Source organism: Neisseria sp. CP9, assembly GCF_047758525.1.
Lineage (GTDB): Bacteria > Pseudomonadota > Gammaproteobacteria > Burkholderiales > Neisseriaceae > Neisseria.
Map to the genome: position 1 here is coordinate 790,528 of NZ_CP180502.1, position 16,972 is coordinate 807,499.

A 16,972-nucleotide genomic window follows, 5' to 3' on the forward strand; every position below is an offset into this window, starting at 1 on the left:
GTTTACGGTATCGGATTGCGTGGGATAACAATTCTTCAATCTCTATCCACATAGCTCCTCCCATTTACAGCAAACCCGGCTGACCCAATGCCGGGTCGGTCGCGCGGGCGGCTTGTGCGTCTTCAACGGTCAGCCCCAAGGCTTTCGCCACGCCTTCACCGTAGGCAGGGTCGCAACGGTGGCAGTTGCGGATGTGGCGGTATTTGATGAAGTCGGGCGCGTCGCCCATGGCTGCGGCGGTGTTGCCGAACAAAGCCTGTTTCTGCGCGTCGTTCATCAGGTTAAACAAGGCGCGCGGTTGGCTGAAATAGTCGTCATCGTCTTGGCGGTAGTCCCAGTGCGCCGCGTCGCCGTTGATTTTCAAAGGCGGTTCGGCGAAGTCGGGCTGTTGCTGCCATTGGCCGAAGCTGTTGGGTTCGTAGTGCGGCAGGCTGCCGTAATTGCCGTCGGCGCGGCCTTGTCCGTCGCGCTGGTTGCTGTGGACGGGGCAACGCGGGCGGTTGACTGGGATTTGGCGGAAGTTCACGCCTAAGCGGTAGCGTTGCGCGTCGGCGTAATTGAACAGACGGGCTTGCAGCATTTTGTCGGGGCTGGCGCCGATACCGGGCACGAGGTTGCTCGGGGCGAAGGCGGATTGTTCCACATCGGCGAAGAAGTTTTCGGGATTGCGGTTCAACTCGAATTCGCCCACTTCAATCAGTGGATAGTCTTTTTTCGGCCAAACTTTGGTCAGGTCGAAGGGATGATACGGCACTTTTTCCGCATCAGCTTCAGGCATGACTTGGATGTACATCGTCCATTTCGGAAACTCGCCGCGTTCGATGGCTTCGTACAAGTCGCATTGGTGGCTTTCGCGGTCGTCTCCGATGATTTTCGCAGCTTCTTTGTCGGTCAGGTTTTTAATGCCTTGCTGGGTGCGGAAATGGAATTTCACCCAAAAACGCTCGCCCGCTTCGTTCCAGAAGCTGTAAGTATGCGAACCGAAGCCGTGCATATGGCGGTAACTGGCGGGAATGCCGCGGTCGCTCATGACGATGGTAACTTGGTGCAGGGCTTCGGGCAGCAGCGTCCAGAAGTCCCAGTTGTTCGTAGCGGAGCGCATATTGGTGCGCGGGTCGCGTTTGACGGCTTTGTTCAGGTCGGGGAATTTGCGCGGGTCGCGCAGGAAGAACACGGGCGTGTTGTTGCCGACCATATCCCAGTTGCCTTCTTCGGTATAGAACTTCAACGCAAAGCCGCGGATGTCGCGTTCCGCATCGGCTGCGCCACGCTCGCCTGCCACGGTGGTGAAACGGGCGAACATCTCGGTTTGCTTGCCGACTTCGCTGAAGATTTTGGCGCGGGTGTATTTTGTGATGTCGTGTGTTACGGTAAACGTACCGAACGCGCCCGAACCTTTGGCGTGCATACGGCGTTCGGGGATGACTTCGCGCACGAAGTCGGCGAGTTTTTCATTCAGCCACAAATCCTGCGCCAGCAACGGGCCGCGCGCGCCTGCGGTCAGACTGTTTTGATTGTCGGCAACGGGGGCACCGTTGTTCATGGTCAGGTGGGTTACGGGACATTTAGAGACAGTCATGATGATTTCCTTTGTGAAATGGTCAGTGGTTTATATAGTGGATTAACTTTAAACCAGTACGGCGTTGCCTCGCCTTGCCGTACTATCTGTACTGTCTGCGGCTTCGTCGCCTTGTCCTGATTTAAATTTAATCCACTATAAAATGATTTGCCGAAAAGCATATTCGTAGCCGGTTTCTTGGCATTCATAAATTTCTTGTATCGACATTTGTTTTTCCTTTTAATTAAGCTATGAAAAGAACTATACAGAAAGGTTTTGACTATTGGAACTATGACTTCAATTTAATATTGTTATTATTAATTGAGATTTTATTTTTGTTAGATTTTTATTATTATTCGACGCATGAAATAGAAAAAGGTCGTCTGAAACTGTTTTCAAACGACCGTTTGACTGAATGGCTCTCAACTTTACTGTTTACGCCACGTCATACAACCCGCGTACCACCCTGCCGATGGCGGCGACGCCTTTTTCCAGCGTTTGAGCGTCCTGCGCGATGCTCATGCGGATGCACTCGCGGGCGTGCGGGTAATCCTGCGTGTCGATGCCGACGAAGAAATGTTCGCCCGGAATAATCAGCGTGCCTTCGGCTTTGAGCATTTCGTACAGGATTTGCGATGAAACGGGCAGGTTTTCAAACCAGAGCCACAGGAAAATCGCGCCTTCGGGCTTATGGATTTTCAGCGGATACGCGCCCAGCTCGCGCTTGAGCAGCGAAACGGCGGTTTGCGCCTGATTGCGGTAAAACGGCCGGATGACGTCGTCTGAAAGCTGTTTCAGACGACCATCCTGTAGCAGCGGCGTTGCGATGGCTGCGCCGAAGCGGGTGGGCGACAGGTTCACAATTGCGTTCAGGCTGCTGACGGCTTTGACCACTTCCGGCGCGGCGACGATGATGCCGGTGCGCACGCCCGGTAAGCCGACTTTGGAAAGGCTGAAGCAGAGGATGATGTTTTCGTGCCAATTCAGCGTCACGTCGCTGTAAATGATGTTGGGGAACGGCATTCCGTAGGCGTTGTCGATAATCAGCGGAATGCCGTGTTCTTGCGCCAAAGCGTCCAGCCGCGCCATTTCGCCGTCGGTCAGCACGTTGCCGGTCGGGTTGGTCGGACGCGAACAGCAAATCGCGCCGATTTTGCCTGCTTTGAGTTCGGGCAGGCTTTCCAGTGCATCAAAGTCCACGCGGTATTTGAAGAAACCTGCTTCGCCTTCGTGTTCGACCGCTTCGATTTTAGGTTTCACGGAAACGAAGTGCTGCCCTTCGACATGCACGTCGGCATAGCCGATGTATTCGGGCGCGAGCGGCAGCAGGATGGCTTTCTCTACGGAAAGGTCGTCTGAAACCTTGAATTTTCCGCCGAAGAGGTTGAAAAGATAGAAAAACGCGTTCTGCGAACCGTTGGTCAGCGCGATATTGTCGGCGGTCAGGTTCCAGCCGTATTCGCGGTTGAGGAAGGCGGTCAGCGCGTCAATTAGCGCGGCATCGCCCTGGGGATTGGAGTAGTTGCCGATGTTCTCGACAGCGTGTTCCGCCGCCAGCTTGGAAAATACGTCGGCGAACACGGCGTTGACTTCGGCGATCCGCGCCGGATTGCCGCCGCCGAGCATGTTGACGGGCTTGTCGCTTTTGAGCGCGTCGCCGAGGTCGTCCATAAGTTGCAGGATGCCGCTGTGTTGCGTGAATTTTTCGCCGAATGCCGAGAACTGCATGATGACTCCGTGTAAATATGATTGGCGGGGATTATATCAGCTTGATATGTCGAGGGGTCGTCTGAAAATGAATGTGGCGGATTTTAGCCACAACCGCTCTGACATGGGGGATGTGTGACCATCATTCATCTGCCCTGCCCTCTCAAAAATTCAGACGACCCGATGAATCTCATCGGGTCGTCTGCAAATGTGAACGTCGGAAAAAGGAAAGCAACTTAGCGGATTTTCAGCGTACTCAATCCGATTAACACCAAGACGATGGTAATGATCCAAAAGCGGACGACGACTTGGGTTTCTTTCCAGCCTTTTTGTTCGTAGTGGTGGTGGATAGGCGCCATCAGGAAGATGCGTTTTTTGGTTTTCTTATACCAGCCGACCTGAAGCATAACGGACACGGCTTCGACGACGAACAGACCGCCCATGATGACGAGGACGAACTCTTGACGGACGATGACGGCAACGGTACCGAGTGCCGCACCCAATGCCAGCGCGCCGACGTCGCCCATGAAAACTTGCGCAGGATAGGCGTTAAACCACAAAAATCCAAGACACGCGCCGCACATGGCGGTACAGAAAATCACGACTTCGTTCGCACCTGCGACATAAGGCAGTTGCAGGTATTGGGCGAATTGCGAGTGTCCGCTGGCGTAGGCGAAGATGGCGAGGCCGGCGGCAACGAGGACCACGGGGAAGGCGGCAAGTCCGTCAAGGCCGTCGGTCAGGTTGACGGCGTTGGAAGTGCCAACGATGGTCAGATAGGTCAGGACGACGAAGCCGACCACGCCCAGCGGCAAGGCGACTTGTTTGAAGAAGGGAACGATCAGGATGTTGTTGGAGGAGTTTTCAGCAAGGAAAAACAGGGCAAGCGCGGCAATAATGGCGACACTCGACTGCCACACCATTTTGAATTTGGCGGAAACACCGTTGGGGTCTTTATAGACGACTTTGCGCCAGTCGTCGTAAAAACCGAGTGCGCCGGTAGCGAGCAATACCGCCAGCAGAATCCAGATATACGGGTTTGCCCAGTTGCCCCACAACAGCGTGGATACGGTGATGGCGGTCAGAATCAGCGAACCGCCCATCGTCGGCGTGCCGTTTTTGATGAGGTGGGTTTGCGGCCCGTCGGTGCGCACTGCCTGCCCGACTTTTAACTGCGTCAGTTTGCGGATGGTCCATGGACCGAGCAGCAGGGAAAACGCCAAGGCGGTCAAGGCTGCCATGACGGCGCGGAATGTGGTGTATTGAAAGACATTCAGACCGGACAACCAGTTACTGAAATGTGCAAGCCATAAAAACATGGGGCTTCCTTTTGTTTTTGTTGTTACATTGGGCTTATCGCCCGTTTTAAAGTTTGGTTTTGGGGTCGTCTGAAAAAGTTTCAGACGACCTTTGTAGATTACCAAGCAGGTTATGACAGTCAGGGCTTAATGAAGTTCACTTTATATTCAGGTTTTTAGGGAACTTTTATCCGTTATCCAGACCGCTGGCGGCGTTATGGAACGGAGGCGGCGTTAGTGTCTTTCTCAATCACGCAAATCGGATAATTTCGCACCAATCAGCAATAAGGCTTTTCATTTTCAGACGACCTCTTTATCCGTCAACGCCTCGACGACTTCTTCCATCTTCATAAAACGCGAGCCCTTAACCAATACGGTGGCGCGTTCGGGCAAATCGTGGCTCAACACTTGAATCAACGGGTCTTTGGCGGCGAACCACAAACCGTCCGCGCCAAACGTTTCCGCCGCTTCGACGCTGTTGTCGCCGACAAAATAAGCCGCTTCGATACCTTGGTCGCGGGCGTACGCGCCGACTTCGGCGTGCATGGCGGCGGCTTCGTCCTCGCCCAGTTCGCCCATATCGCCCATCACGAAAATACGCGGCGCAGGCATACGCGCCAACACGTCAATCGCGGCTTTCATGCTATCGGGGTTCGCGTTGTACGTATCGTCAATCAGGGTTGCGCCTTTGATGCCGGATTTGACGTTCAGACGACCTTTGATGTTGCTGAAACCCTTCAAACCTTCCGCCACATCGTTCAAACTCAAACCTGCCGCCAAAGCCAGCGCGGCAGCAGCAGCAGCGTTGTGGACATTGTGGCGGCCGGGAACGGGCAGCACCACGGCGGCGCGCTCGTTGCCGCACACCAAATCAAATTCGCACGACAAAGGTTTCAACACGATATTTTCCGCATGGACATCGCCGCTATCGACGCCGAAAGTCTGTTGCTGATGACCTTGGGAGGTCGTCTGAAACACGGCGGCATGTTCGTCTTCGCACGGAATCAAAGCTAATCCGTCTTCGCCCAAACCTTGATAAATCTCGCTTTTCGCCTTGGCAATATCGTTCGTGCCGTCAAAACCACAGCCGACATGGGCGCGCAAAGCATTGTTGACTAAAGCGGCATCGGGTTTGGCAATTTGCGTCAAAACCGCCAGTTCGCCAAAATGGTTCATGCCCATTTCGATCACGGCATAGCGGTGTTTTTCTTTTAATTTCAATAAAGTCAACGGAAGGCCGATATGGTTGTTGAAGTTGCCCGCCGTCGCCAAAACGGCATCATCGCCGAAACGGTGGCGCAATACCGCAGCCAGCATTTCCTTCACCGTCGTCTTGCCGCCCGAACCGGTAATGCCGAACACAAACGGGTTCACATTCCCGCGCCACGCCTTCGCCAGCGTTTGCAACGCGGCAAGCGTGTCATCGACTTTCAACGCGCCGTCCAAAGCAGCACAATCTTCGCGCGAAACCACAACCGCCGCCGCACCCGCAGCCAATACGTCTTCAACAAAATCATGTGCATCAAACCGCTCGCCCGCCAATGCGAAAAACACATCGCCCGCGCGGATGTCGCGGCTGTCGGTTACGATGCGCGAAACGGGTTTGTTTTCAGACGGCGTCGGAAGGTTGAGGGTTTGGCAGATGAAATTTAGGTCTAATGGTTTCATGGTTTCTTTCGTTTGTTTTTTTCAGACAGTTTTTTAACACTCAGCTACCGATTTTTCCGTACTCCTGATAATCGGAGAAACACAATACGATGGTTTTACCGTTTTTACGGTAAGGATGGCAAAGGCTGTAATGACCGTCTTCCGCTTCATAGCGCATTTCCTGAGTTTGTCCGGCAAATACTTTTTGCAGATATTCGCGCTCCTTTAAATTCGGAGAATAGACATAGTCCATTTTCTTGATCATCACTTTCTCACCATTTCGGTCCATGACAAAATTATCATTACCTTCTACATTTTGATTTGCGGCAGGTACAGCTTCATTTTGACTGGCGGCAGGTACAGCTTCGCCACCTACGTTAAGGCGGGAATCGGCTGAAAAAGCCAGATAAACCGGTTTGTTGTCGATCTTATCCTGCACGATAATCATGGCAGATTTGAACGACAAATCATCTTTAGCCATCAAATCAAGGATTTCTGACGATTTTTTAATATACGCCAAGTCGAAACGGTAATCTGTCAAGGCATCTATTTGAGCAGGATTGTCTTTGACGATGCGCTCCGACGATTGGGTTAAGATGTCGCGTTTTTGCCGAATAGTCAGGTAATTGCCGCCGAACAGCAACGCCGCCAAAATAGGAAATACCGCCAACAGCAGATATACGGTTTTCCTACCGCCACGGACTTCTTCTTCCTGCCCGCGCTCGGCAATACGGGTCAGATTCAACATGATGTTCAGCATCAACGTACCACCCATTACAGCCAAAATCCCCAAAATACTCATCAGGAAAATTTCTGTAATGTGTTCACGGAACACCTTGAGTCCGAAGACTTGGATCAATATCAACGCGAACACCCAATACACCAGCAGTGTCACTGCTACCATACCGATGATGTTCGTTGCCTTGACCAATTTTTTTGCGTTCATCTCTTCACTCTTTTTTCAGACGACCTATTTATCCTGATTAATCAATGGATACGGATTAATCGCACCGCTTGGCAGATACACGCCGTAATGCAAATGGGCCGGCGTAGTTTTGGCGTTGCCGGTTTTGCCGACATAGCCGATGACCTGTCCTTCTTTCACACGTTCATACAGGCGGACGCTGGCGAATTTGTTGAGGTGGGCATAGTAGTGCCATGCGCCCGGCCCTTGGATGCCGATGACTTTGCCACCCAATCGGTTACGCCCGATTTTGGTTACGATACCGGGCGTCGTGCTGCGTATCGGCGTGTTTTTCTTGGCGAAAATATCCACACCTTCATGTCTGCGCCCCTGGCTGCGCGCCGCGCCCCAAGTGTCGTCAAAACGCTTGCCTTTAACAGGATTGGGCAGGCTTTGCGCCGACGGCGGTTCTTTCGCCCTCATCTCGGCAATTTCGGCGTTCGGGCGCGGCAGTTGTTTGGTGGTACAGCCTGCAAATAAAATCATGACTGCACTGATTAAAAGGGTTTTTGTCGGCATTTTCAGCATCAAATCGGTCTCCTCGTTTTTCAGACGACCTTTGAAATTTGAAATCAGGGTCGTCTGAAACAACTGTGATGGGTTTAATGGCTGACGTGCCGTAATGCGTGGGTTGTGTTGCTTTTATTTTGTGGGGGATAAACGTTTTCAGACGACCTTAAGGCTGCCGGGCCGTCTGAAAATTGATTACATTGTTGTCAAATTTATAGTGGAATCGATAAGTCTAATACGAAGTACAGCAAAACTTCTCTGCCCTAAGGTGACTCCTCTCTGTCTGTATATACTCAAAAATTACTCTTCAATATCGACATATCCCAAATCGATCAGTGCCTGCTCCACATTTCCCACTGCCTCGTCATCATCTTTAACCATCAGTAGGAAGGCATTTTCGGCATAACCAATGTCTATTAGTCGAAGCCCATGGGGCTTAAGCAATGTATCGTAAGCATCTGAAACAAAGATATGGGCATTGAACATCGCAAACATATTCATCTCATCACTCTCACAAAGCTCGTCCAATTCATCTTCTTCATCCGGCACGGCAATGCCTTCTTGAGTGCAAAATGCTGCTACTGTACGATCGCACACTTCGTCATCAATTTCTGTCGTATCTATTTCAATACCCAGTTTTTGTATAGGATAAAACCGCTCTAATTCCAAATATGGATTTTTCTATTCCATATAATCCATAAATTGATGATCAGCATAATGCCATTCACCTGATTCGCTATACCAACCTAAATGCTTAAATAACCAATCACACACCAAATCCTCATTTTCAGCCGGAGGAGCTTTGGGTAAATCTTCACGGGTTAAGTAAGGGACGGCTGCAAGCAAGGCATTGAATAAAGGAGTATAACGTTGCATATTTTTGCCTATTAAAAGTGAGATGGAGTAATGTGTAATTTCCTATTTGCCAATAGCCTTAAGGAATTATCTGGAAAATATTTTTACCTGAGTTCTGTCAATGCTTTTTCTGCGATTTCAAAATCAGAAAAATGGTGCTTCACGCCTTGTACATCCTGATAGTTTTCATGCCCTTTACCGGCAATCAGGATGATGTCGCTTGAAGCAGCACGTTCGACTGCGTAACGGATGGCGGCGGCACGGTCGGCTTCGACACATTCGGGCGCGGGCACGGCAGGCAGGATGTCGTTGATGATGTCTTGCGGATTTTCCAAACGCGGGTTGTCGCTGGTTACGACGACTTTATCTGCGCCCTGTACGGCTGCTGCGCCCATCAGCGGACGTTTGCCGCGGTCGCGGTTGCCGCCGCAGCCGAATACGCACCACAAAGCCGCACCCTGTGGTTTGATTTCCTGCAAGGTGGAGAGTGCTTTTTCCAATGCATCAGGCGTGTGGGCGTAATCAACGACGACCAAGGGCTTGCCGCTGTTCATGATGCAGTCCATGCGACCTGAAGCGGGACGGATTTTTGCCAGCACATCCAATACTTTATCAAGCGGATAGCCGTTGGCACAAAGTAAGGCGATGCAGGCGGCGAGGTTTTGCGCGTTGAACCGTCCGAGCAGGCGCGTGCGGCAGCGGCCTTCGCCCCACGGGGTTTGGAATACGGCTTCCATGCCGTCCGAAGAGGCTGTGAAATGAACAATGCGGATGTCGGCGTGTTCGCTGAAGCCGTAGCTGTAAACGGCCAAATCGGGACAGTCTTTTTTCAGACGACCTGCGAGTTCTGCACCGTATTCGTCATCCACGTTGATAATGGCGTGTTTCAAGCCGTGCCAGTAAAACAGGCGCGACTTGATGGCGCCATAGGCTTCCATCGTGCCGTGATAGTCGAGGTGGTCTCGGGTGAGGTTGGTGAAGATTGCGCTGCGGAATGGCACGCCGTTGACGCGCGATTGGTCAAGGCCGTGGCTGGAGACTTCCATCGCGGCGGCTGTTGCGCCCTGTTGACGGAAACGGTAGAGCAGGGTTTGGACATCGACAGGGGCGGGGGTGGTATGCGTGGTTTCTTCCAATTCGCCCCAAAAGCCGTTGCCGACCGTGCCGATAATGGCGGTTTTTTCGCCCAACAAATCGGCGGCTTGCGCCAGCCATTGCGTGATAGAGGTTTTGCCGTTGGTACCGGTTACGCCCCAGACTTTGAGGTCGTCTGAAACGTTGCCGTAAACTTGCGCCGCCAATATGCCGGCACGGTGTTTCAAATCTTTGATGCCTTGATTGGGAACTTTCCATTCAGGATTCCACGCAAAATTGCCGTCGTCGTCCCAAAAAACAAAAGCCGCGCCGTTGGCAATGGCTGCGGGGATATAACTGCGGCCGTCTGTATATTCGCCCTGACAGGCAACAAAAATATCACCTTGTTTAATTTGACGGCTGTCTGAATGCAACAAACGCCCTGCTGCGTTTGCACACAGCAGAGGCGGAATGTTGGTTTCAGCTAAAGGGGTTAACTTGCTGAACATAAAATAATCTCGTTGATACTCGGATTAAGACGGTGTTTTGACGGCTGCAACATTGGTCAGAGGCTTGGTCGGGGAAACGCCTAAGATATTCAGGCTGCCACCCATGACTTGTTTGAAGACCGGACCTGCCACTACGCCGCCGTAGTAACCGTTTGCAGTCGGCTCGTCGATGGTTACCGCCACAATCACACGCGGATTCTTAGCCGGAGCAAAACCGATGAAAGTGGCAACGTGTTTGTTATCAACGTAACGTCCGTTAACCAACTTACGCGCCGTACCGGTTTTCGCACCGACGTCGAAACCATCTACCGCACCTGCTGTACCTGTACCGCCGGGTTCGGTTACAGAAACCATCAAATCACGAACTTCACGCGCGGTCGAAGCCTTAATCACGCGTTTGCCTTTTGGCGCAACCGCCTGTTTCTCAAAGCTGACCGGCAACAATTCGCCATCATGTGTCAACATGGTATAAGCACGCGCCAATTGCAGCAGGCTCAATTGCAAGCCGTAACCGAAAGACATGGTTGCCTGTTCAATCGGCTGCCATCTGCGCCAGCTTCTCAAAAGACCGGCCGTCTCACCTGGGAAACCGGAGTGCATCCGCACGCCCACACCCAAATCATGATAAAAATCATACATTTCTTTAGGTGTGAATTTTGCAGACAGTTTGCTGGTACCGACGTTGGAAGATTTTTGCATAATGCCGCGCACATCCAAAGTAGGATACACATGGGTATCACGTACGGTAGCGGGGCCGATTTTATAAGGCATGGTGTTAAAACGATCAGCCACACCGACTTTGCCGGAATCCAATGCTTTGGCAATCGTAAACGGCTTCATTGCAGAACCCGGCTCAATCATATCGGTAACGGCTCGATTGCGGCGCTGTTCGCTATCGGCGCTGCCCGGTTGGTTCGGATCGTAGGCAGGGCTGTTAACCAAAGCCAAGATTTCGCCGGTTTGCGCATCCAATACCACAACCGTACCTGCTTTGGCTTTGTGATAAGCCACTGCCTTATTCAGCTCATCATAGGCAAGTGTTTGAATACGTTGATCCAAAGACAAAACCATGTCCTGCCCGTTTTTCGGATCGCTGTTGCGCGGAGAATCCAAACTATCGACGATATTGCCTTTATTGTCGCGCAAAACCACTTTCGCGCCGTCCGCACCATGCAGACTGTCTTCACGCGACAATTCCAAGCCTTCCTGTCCTTTGCCGTCGATATTGGTGAAACCGATAACATGTGCGAACAGGTTACCCATCGGATAATGGCGTTTCAGTTCTTTTTGGAATGCCAAACCTTTAATGCCCAAAGCTTTAATTTCTTCCGCTTTTTCCTGGCTGAGTTGACGCTTCAGATAAATAAAATCTTTATCTTTTTTCGCCAATTTTTCCTGCAATGCCTCAACAGGCAGCTCAACAATAGCCGCCAACTTAGCCATCTGTTCGGCAGTCGGCATTTCTTCCATACCGGAAGGCATGGCATACAAGGATTCAGTCGGTGCACTCAACGCCAAAGTCGCGCCGTTACGGTCCGTAATCATGCCGCGCGACGCAGGTAAAGCCAGGGTACGGACAAAACGCTGATCACCCTGATTTTTCAAAAATTCATGCTGCGTGGTTTGCAAATAGATGCCGCGAGCCAGTAGTCCGACAAACGCAGCCGCAATCAGCCACAACACCAAAGAAATCCGCCCATCACTGGTGATGGGTTTTTTAGCTTTGGTTGCCTTGGGCAGCATGCTTGGTTTATATTCGTTTTTAATCAACATCTTAACATCTCAATTCATGATCACCCGAACCGTGTCTTTATCCGACGGCACCAGTTTGCAGTGCCGGATAAGCCGGCTATATTATTTTTTTCGTTCCACCATCACGGTATTATCCGCGCCGGGCGGTTTGAGGCGTTGCTTCTCAGCCGCCACCTTAATCAGCTTGTGGTTCGCCAGCCGCGCCTGATCCAATTTCAAGCGTGCATAGTCCTGATCAAGCTTGATTTCCTGCTTTTGCGCTTTATCCAAAGCGATGAAGTGCAAACGCGATTGGTCTTGCACAGTGACCACCGCAAAAGCAGATACCGATACCAAGACCAACAAAAGGATATTTAATTTATTCATTATTTTCAGACGACCTCAATCTGTTTGTTCCGAGGACACCTGCCCCACATAATGCTTATTCTGCAATCTCACCGCCCGTCCGCTCTGCAACGCGTAAAACTGCGCTGCGCGCCCGCGGATTGGAGGCGGTTTCCTCAACACCCGGCTTTATCGCCTTTCCCACTGCCTTTAACGGCGGCAGAGGCAAATCCGCTTCTTTTACTACCGCCCAACGCGGCAAAGGAGGATGTTGCGAATACTTTTTGACAAACTGTTTTACGATGCGGTCTTCAAGCGAATGGAACGCGATAACCGCCAAACGCCCGCCTTGCTTCAGACGACCCATCACTTGCGGCAGAACCGCCTCTACCTCTTCGAGCTCGCGGTTAATAAAGATGCGAACTGCCTGGAAGGTCCGCGTCGCAGGGTCTTGCCCCCGCTCACGAGTACGGACGTTTTGTGCCACGAGCTGCGCCAGCTTGCGGGTTGTATCGATCGGACTTTCTGTCCGTTGCGCAACAATGGCGCGCGCAATCTGGCGACTAAACCGCTCTTCACCATAATTCTTGATAACCTCGTGCAAATCCTGTTCTGATGCTGTTGCAATCCATTCTGCAGCAGACATTCCCCGCGTCGGATCCATGCGCATATCCAAAGGTGCATCAAAACGGAAACTGAAACCCCGTGCGCCGTCATCTACCTGCGGGGACGAAATCCCCAAATCAAACAACGCACCATCTATTTCTTCAATACCCAGCTTATCCAGGGTCGTCTGAAAACTGGAAAAACCGTCATGGACTACCGTAACGCGCCCATCCTGCTCGGCCAGCTTTTGCGCCGCCTCAATCGCTTGCGGGTCTTTATCGAACACAATCAGACGACCTTGACTTCCCAGACGGGACAAAATCAATCGGGAGTGCCCTCCCCTGCCGAACGTCCCATCTACATAAATACCGTCTTCACGAATCGCCAGAGCATCAACCGCCTCGTTTAACAAAACGGTGATATGTTGATATTCAGCATTACTCACAATTGCAAATCCGTCTGACTTAATTGGAACGCCAACTCTTCAGGATCGTCATCCAAAGCCTGAGTCATTTCAGCTTCCCATTGATCACGGCCCCACAATTCCAAACGGTTGGCGCGACCGACCAAGGTAACGTCTTTTTCGAAATCCACCCGTTTGCGCAGATTGGCAGGAATCAGTACGCGACCGGCGCTATCCCATTCCAGTGTATCCGCATTGTGCAGCAGCAGATTTTGATAACGCTGCAACATCGGATTTCCTGCCGTTTTCAAGTGCAAAAGCTGCTCGGCAACCTTTGCCCATTCAGCCTCCGGATACATCAGCAATTTTTGACGGGAATCCAAAGTAACCACAATCGACGGCGTATAATGGCGCAGCAAAATATCGCGGAACTTGGCAGGAATTGCCAACCGCCCTTTGCTGTCAATACTCAATTCGTGAGCGCCACCAAACACAATTTCGTCCTAATCGGTTTAAATCGGAATTTTTTGGGCAATGCAGACACTTTTACCCACATCGCCCCACTAGCCCACACTATAAAAAATTTTAACGCCTCGGTCAAATCGCCTTACTCTAAAATCCCAGTACATATGCAACAACAAAATCATTAAAAAACAGTATTTTAACCGAACAAGTAAACAAGCCTAACCACCCATTTTACCCGATTTGGTTTTTAAAAACACAATATGTAGTATTAAAAATATTATTTAGACACAACATATGGTATAAAAAAATGAAAAAACGCCCCTTTTCCGTTCACGTTATAATAGACAAATAAATTCATAAATTTTACATTATCTAACAATTATGAAGGCACACCTCCCCCTCCCCTCCCCTGCCGCGCAAGCCTCAAGTTCCAAACTATTCGAAATAATCAAACAGGAAATAAAAGCCCAAAATAACTGGATTCCTTTCTCACGATTTATGGAGCTTACACTCTACACACCCGAATACGGCTACTACACCGGAGGCAGCCACAAAATCGGCACAGACGGCGATTTTATCACCGCCCCCACCCTCACCCCATTATTCGGACAAACCCTCGCTCGACAACTTGCCGAACTACTCCCCCAAACCGCCGGCAACATCTACGAATTCGGCGCAGGCACAGGACATCTCGCCGCCACCTTATTGAAAAGCCTTTCAGACGACCTCAAGCATTACTACATCATCGAACTCTCCCCCGAACTTGCCGAACGCCAACACCAATTCATCGCCGAACACACCACTCCACAACTGGCACAAAAAGTCATACACCTGACCGAACTGCCCGAATCCTTCGACGGCATCATCATCGGCAACGAAGTCCTCGATGCCATGCCTGTCGAAATCATCCGCCGCACTCAATACACCTTCCAACACATCGGTGTCTCCATTAACTCCGACGGACAGCTTGAACATAGCCCGCAACTCTTAAACCAACCCGACCTCCTCCGTTTAGCCGCCACCTACTTTCCAGAAACCGCCCCCCCCTACACCAGCGAGCTACACCCCGCCCAATACGCGTTTATTCTCACCCTCGCGCAGAAAATCACACGCGGCGGCATGATATTTATCGACTACGGTTTTGACGCCGCCCAGTATTACCACCCACAACGCGACGAAGGCACACTCATCGCCCACTACCGCCACCACACCATTCACGACCCGTTTTTCCATATCGGTCTGACCGACCTGACCGCACATGTCAACTTTACCGACATTGCCCAAGCAGGCATCGACGGCGGACTAGACCTCATCGGCTACCTGCCCCAATCTCATTTCCTGTTCAACCTTGGTATTACCGAACTGCTGGCACAAACCGCTCCCGCAGGCACAGCAGACTACCTCCGCGTCAGTACCGCCGTACAAAAATTGACCGACCAACACGAAATGGGCGAACTCTTCAAAGTCATCGCCTTTGGCAAAAACATCGACATCGACTGGACAGGTTTCCGCTTCGGCGACATCTGCCACAAACTTTGAAATCCCCCACCTCAAACCACCCTCCAAACACACAGGTCGTCTGAAACAGAGTTTCAGACGACCTCATCCACGTTTTATTCCATTAAAAAACAAAAACAAAACACAAAGTACAAAATAAAACTTGCCAAAAACTCAAAACAACATATAATAGCGACTTCACGAAACGGCGAATTAGCTCAGTCGGTTAGAGCAGAGGAATCATAATCCTTGTGTCCGGGGTTCGAGTCCCTGATTCGCCACCAAATTTCGGGGGTATAGCTCAGTTGGTAGAGCGCTTGCATGGCATGCAAGAGGTCAGCGGTTCGATCCCGCTTACCTCCACCAGATAAAAAAGACCTTGTTTTAAACAAGGTCTTTTTTTGTATTTATTGACTCTATCATAGATTAACAACACGACACATATTCCACGTAATCAATTTTCTAAGCACCGAATAAAAAAACTAATCGCTCTCAAACCATCCTCTCTGTTCACAACCCCATCACTTTCCTTCTATTGTTAAGAGGCTGCCATGATGCAATTATCTTGATAGCCTCTTATATCGTACTTTTAATTTGTCCTGTTTTACATGAAGTTATGGACACGTTCTAAAGACATTACTTGACCTTCATAGATACGGACTCAAGGTTTGGCGCAAAATTTCCATATCCGTAATCTTCGTAATGTTTGCCTCACCCAGACGATTCAATCCGATAAAGCGCATAACGCCGCCACTCACTTTTTTATCATGACTCATGTGCTCTATCCATTTTTCAAATTCAAACTTCGGCGGTGCTGATGGTAATTTTGCGGCCTCAAACAATGCTGCAATACGAAGCGTATCTGCCTCATGAATTTTACCCAGTTTCTCGGATAACCGTCCTGCCAATACGCATCCCGCGGCTACTGCTTCTCCATGCAGCCACACGCCATAACCCATTTCTGCCTCAATGGCATGCCCAAAAGTATGCCCCAGATTCAACCATGCACGAATCCCCTGTTCTGTCTCATCTTGAGCCACAATCTCAGCTTTCATTTTGCAACAATGGTACACAGCCTGCGCAAGTTTCTCCTGGTCCTGCATCATTAAATCGGCCATGTTCTGCTCTAACCACTCAAAAAACTCAATATCGCCAAGCGCACCGTACTTAATGACCTCTGCCATACCGGCAGATAATTCACGCTGCGGAAGCGTTTTAAGCGTAGATAAGTCCGCCAGTACAGCCTTAGGTTGATAAAACGCGCCTATCATGTTTTTCCCAAGTGGATGGTTGATTGCCGTCTTACCGCCAACCGAGGAATCGACCTGACTTAACAATGTAGTCGGCACTTGAATAAATGGGGCGCCACGCTGATAAGTTGCCGCCGCAAAACCAACCATATCGCCAATGACCCCTCCCCCCAATGCAATCAAGGTCGTTTTGCGCTCTGCCCTATTTTGCATTAAACCGTCAAAAATAAGATTAAGCGTTTGCCAATTTTTATATTCTTCCCCATCAGGCAAAATAATACTGAAACTGGGAATATCTAATCTATCCAAGGTCGTCTGAAAAGATTCTAGATATAAGGGCGCAATCGTCTCATTCGTAACAATGGCCACCTTATTACTTAAATATGGCTTTAATAAAACATCAGCTTGTTCAATAAGATGATTCCCGATAAAAATAGGATACTGATGGGAGGGAGTTTGGACGGTCAGGGTACGCATTTTGATTCCTTGTTAATCTTTAGTTGCCAGCTCTCATTTAGGGTCGTCTAAAAACCTATATCGTTACTCACCGATA

At 50.5% G+C, this 16,972-nt stretch carries 15 protein-coding genes and 2 tRNA genes; 3 read left to right on the forward strand and 14 right to left on the reverse strand.

The window, feature by feature from the left end; all coding sequences use genetic code 11:
- Positions 1-64 precede the first annotated feature (64 nt).
- The 13 genes from katA to mraZ form a co-directional block, all read right to left on the reverse strand.
- A complete protein-coding gene (gene katA / locus ACMYUL_RS03710) occupies positions 65-1,579 on the reverse strand; it encodes a catalase KatA (RefSeq protein WP_415772119.1) in 1,515 nt (504 codons plus the stop codon).
- A 414-nt stretch (positions 1,580-1,993) separates the two neighbouring features.
- Positions 1,994-3,286 carry a valine--pyruvate transaminase gene (locus ACMYUL_RS03715; RefSeq protein WP_342031456.1) on the reverse strand — a complete coding sequence of 431 codons (1,293 nt, stop codon included), beginning with the start codon at positions 3,284-3,286 and terminating at the stop codon, positions 1,994-1,996.
- Between the two features lie 215 nt (positions 3,287-3,501).
- The gene (mraY, locus tag ACMYUL_RS03720; RefSeq protein ID WP_342031455.1) at positions 3,502-4,584 is read right to left on the reverse strand and encodes a phospho-N-acetylmuramoyl-pentapeptide-transferase; all 1,083 of its coding nucleotides are present in this window, start codon (positions 4,582-4,584) and stop codon (positions 3,502-3,504) included.
- Between the two features lie 279 nt (positions 4,585-4,863).
- A complete protein-coding gene (locus tag ACMYUL_RS03725; protein ID WP_415772121.1) occupies positions 4,864-6,231 on the reverse strand; it encodes a UDP-N-acetylmuramoyl-tripeptide--D-alanyl-D-alanine ligase in 1,368 nt (455 codons plus the stop codon).
- A gap of 40 nt (positions 6,232-6,271) precedes the next feature.
- On the reverse strand, positions 6,272-7,156 hold the full coding sequence (locus ACMYUL_RS03730; protein ID WP_415772123.1) for a peptidase: 885 nt from the start codon (positions 7,154-7,156) through the stop codon (positions 6,272-6,274).
- A gap of 24 nt (positions 7,157-7,180) precedes the next feature.
- The gene (locus ACMYUL_RS03735; protein ID WP_415772864.1) at positions 7,181-7,702 is read right to left on the reverse strand and encodes a M23 family metallopeptidase; all 522 of its coding nucleotides are present in this window, start codon (positions 7,700-7,702) and stop codon (positions 7,181-7,183) included.
- Positions 7,703-7,984: 282 nt separating this feature from the next.
- Positions 7,985-8,353, reverse strand: a complete 369-nt coding sequence (locus ACMYUL_RS03740) for a hypothetical protein (protein WP_415772125.1) — start codon at positions 8,351-8,353, stop codon at positions 7,985-7,987.
- A gap of 12 nt (positions 8,354-8,365) precedes the next feature.
- A complete protein-coding gene (locus tag ACMYUL_RS03745; RefSeq protein WP_415772127.1) occupies positions 8,366-8,560 on the reverse strand; it encodes a hypothetical protein in 195 nt (64 codons plus the stop codon).
- An 83-nt stretch (positions 8,561-8,643) separates the two neighbouring features.
- Positions 8,644-10,122, reverse strand: a complete 1,479-nt coding sequence (locus ACMYUL_RS03750; protein WP_415772129.1) for a UDP-N-acetylmuramoyl-L-alanyl-D-glutamate--2,6-diaminopimelate ligase — start codon at positions 10,120-10,122, stop codon at positions 8,644-8,646.
- A gap of 24 nt (positions 10,123-10,146) precedes the next feature.
- Positions 10,147-11,895, reverse strand: coding sequence for a peptidoglycan D,D-transpeptidase FtsI family protein (locus ACMYUL_RS03755; RefSeq protein ID WP_415772131.1), 1,749 nt, complete (start codon positions 11,893-11,895; stop codon positions 10,147-10,149).
- A gap of 81 nt (positions 11,896-11,976) precedes the next feature.
- Positions 11,977-12,240, reverse strand: coding sequence for a cell division protein FtsL (gene ftsL, locus ACMYUL_RS03760; protein ID WP_003761340.1), 264 nt, complete (start codon positions 12,238-12,240; stop codon positions 11,977-11,979).
- Positions 12,241-12,295: 55 nt separating this feature from the next.
- The gene (gene rsmH, locus ACMYUL_RS03765; RefSeq protein WP_342031448.1) at positions 12,296-13,249 is read right to left on the reverse strand and encodes a 16S rRNA (cytosine(1402)-N(4))-methyltransferase RsmH; all 954 of its coding nucleotides are present in this window, start codon (positions 13,247-13,249) and stop codon (positions 12,296-12,298) included.
- Positions 13,246-13,701 carry a division/cell wall cluster transcriptional repressor MraZ gene (gene mraZ / locus ACMYUL_RS03770; RefSeq protein WP_003761336.1) on the reverse strand — a complete coding sequence of 152 codons (456 nt, stop codon included), beginning with the start codon at positions 13,699-13,701 and terminating at the stop codon, positions 13,246-13,248. The genes rsmH and mraZ overlap by 4 nt, the downstream gene beginning before the upstream one ends.
- Positions 13,702-14,053: 352 nt before the next feature.
- On the opposite strand from mraZ, the gene ACMYUL_RS03775 reads away from it, so the two are divergent.
- The 3 genes from ACMYUL_RS03775 to ACMYUL_RS03785 all read left to right on the forward strand — a co-directional run bounded on the left by ACMYUL_RS03775 (position 14,054) and on the right by ACMYUL_RS03785 (position 15,535).
- Positions 14,054-15,211: a class I SAM-dependent methyltransferase gene (locus ACMYUL_RS03775; RefSeq protein WP_342031447.1), complete on the forward strand. Its 1,158-nt coding sequence runs from the start codon at positions 14,054-14,056 to the stop codon at positions 15,209-15,211.
- A gap of 165 nt (positions 15,212-15,376) precedes the next feature.
- Positions 15,377-15,453: transfer RNA gene (locus ACMYUL_RS03780), tRNA-Met, on the forward strand.
- 6 nt (positions 15,454-15,459) lie between these two features.
- Positions 15,460-15,535, forward strand: a tRNA-Ala gene (locus ACMYUL_RS03785).
- Positions 15,536-15,816: 281 nt separating this feature from the next.
- Here ACMYUL_RS03785 and aroB read toward each other — a convergent pair.
- Positions 15,817-16,896, reverse strand: a complete 1,080-nt coding sequence (gene aroB, locus ACMYUL_RS03790) for a 3-dehydroquinate synthase (RefSeq protein WP_342031446.1) — start codon at positions 16,894-16,896, stop codon at positions 15,817-15,819.
- Positions 16,897-16,972: the final 76 nt, after the last annotated feature.

Excerpts from the sequence above, each read along its gene's own strand:
- katA (WP_415772119.1), bottom strand. The coding sequence starts at position 1,579 with ATGACTGTCTCTAAATGTCCCGTAACCCACCTGACCATGAACAACGGT.
- ACMYUL_RS03715 (WP_342031456.1), bottom strand. The coding sequence starts at position 3,286 with ATGCAGTTCTCGGCATTCGGCGAAAAATTCACGCAACACAGCGGCATC.
- mraY (WP_342031455.1), bottom strand. The coding sequence starts at position 4,584 with ATGTTTTTATGGCTTGCACATTTCAGTAACTGGTTGTCCGGTCTGAAT.
- ACMYUL_RS03725 (WP_415772121.1), bottom strand. The coding sequence starts at position 6,231 with ATGAAACCATTAGACCTAAATTTCATCTGCCAAACCCTCAACCTTCCG.
- ACMYUL_RS03730 (WP_415772123.1), bottom strand. The coding sequence starts at position 7,156 with ATGAACGCAAAAAAATTGGTCAAGGCAACGAACATCATCGGTATGGTA.
- ACMYUL_RS03735 (WP_415772864.1), bottom strand. The coding sequence starts at position 7,702 with ATGCTGAAAATGCCGACAAAAACCCTTTTAATCAGTGCAGTCATGATT.
- ACMYUL_RS03745 (WP_415772127.1), bottom strand. The coding sequence starts at position 8,560 with ATGCAACGTTATACTCCTTTATTCAATGCCTTGCTTGCAGCCGTCCCT.
- ACMYUL_RS03750 (WP_415772129.1), bottom strand. The coding sequence starts at position 10,122 with ATGTTCAGCAAGTTAACCCCTTTAGCTGAAACCAACATTCCGCCTCTG.
- ACMYUL_RS03755 (WP_415772131.1), bottom strand. The coding sequence starts at position 11,895 with ATGTTGATTAAAAACGAATATAAACCAAGCATGCTGCCCAAGGCAACC.
- ftsL (WP_003761340.1), bottom strand. The coding sequence starts at position 12,240 with ATGAATAAATTAAATATCCTTTTGTTGGTCTTGGTATCGGTATCTGCT.
- ACMYUL_RS03775 (WP_342031447.1), top strand. The coding sequence starts at position 14,054 with ATGAAGGCACACCTCCCCCTCCCCTCCCCTGCCGCGCAAGCCTCAAGT.
- aroB (WP_342031446.1), bottom strand. The coding sequence starts at position 16,896 with ATGCGTACCCTGACCGTCCAAACTCCCTCCCATCAGTATCCTATTTTT.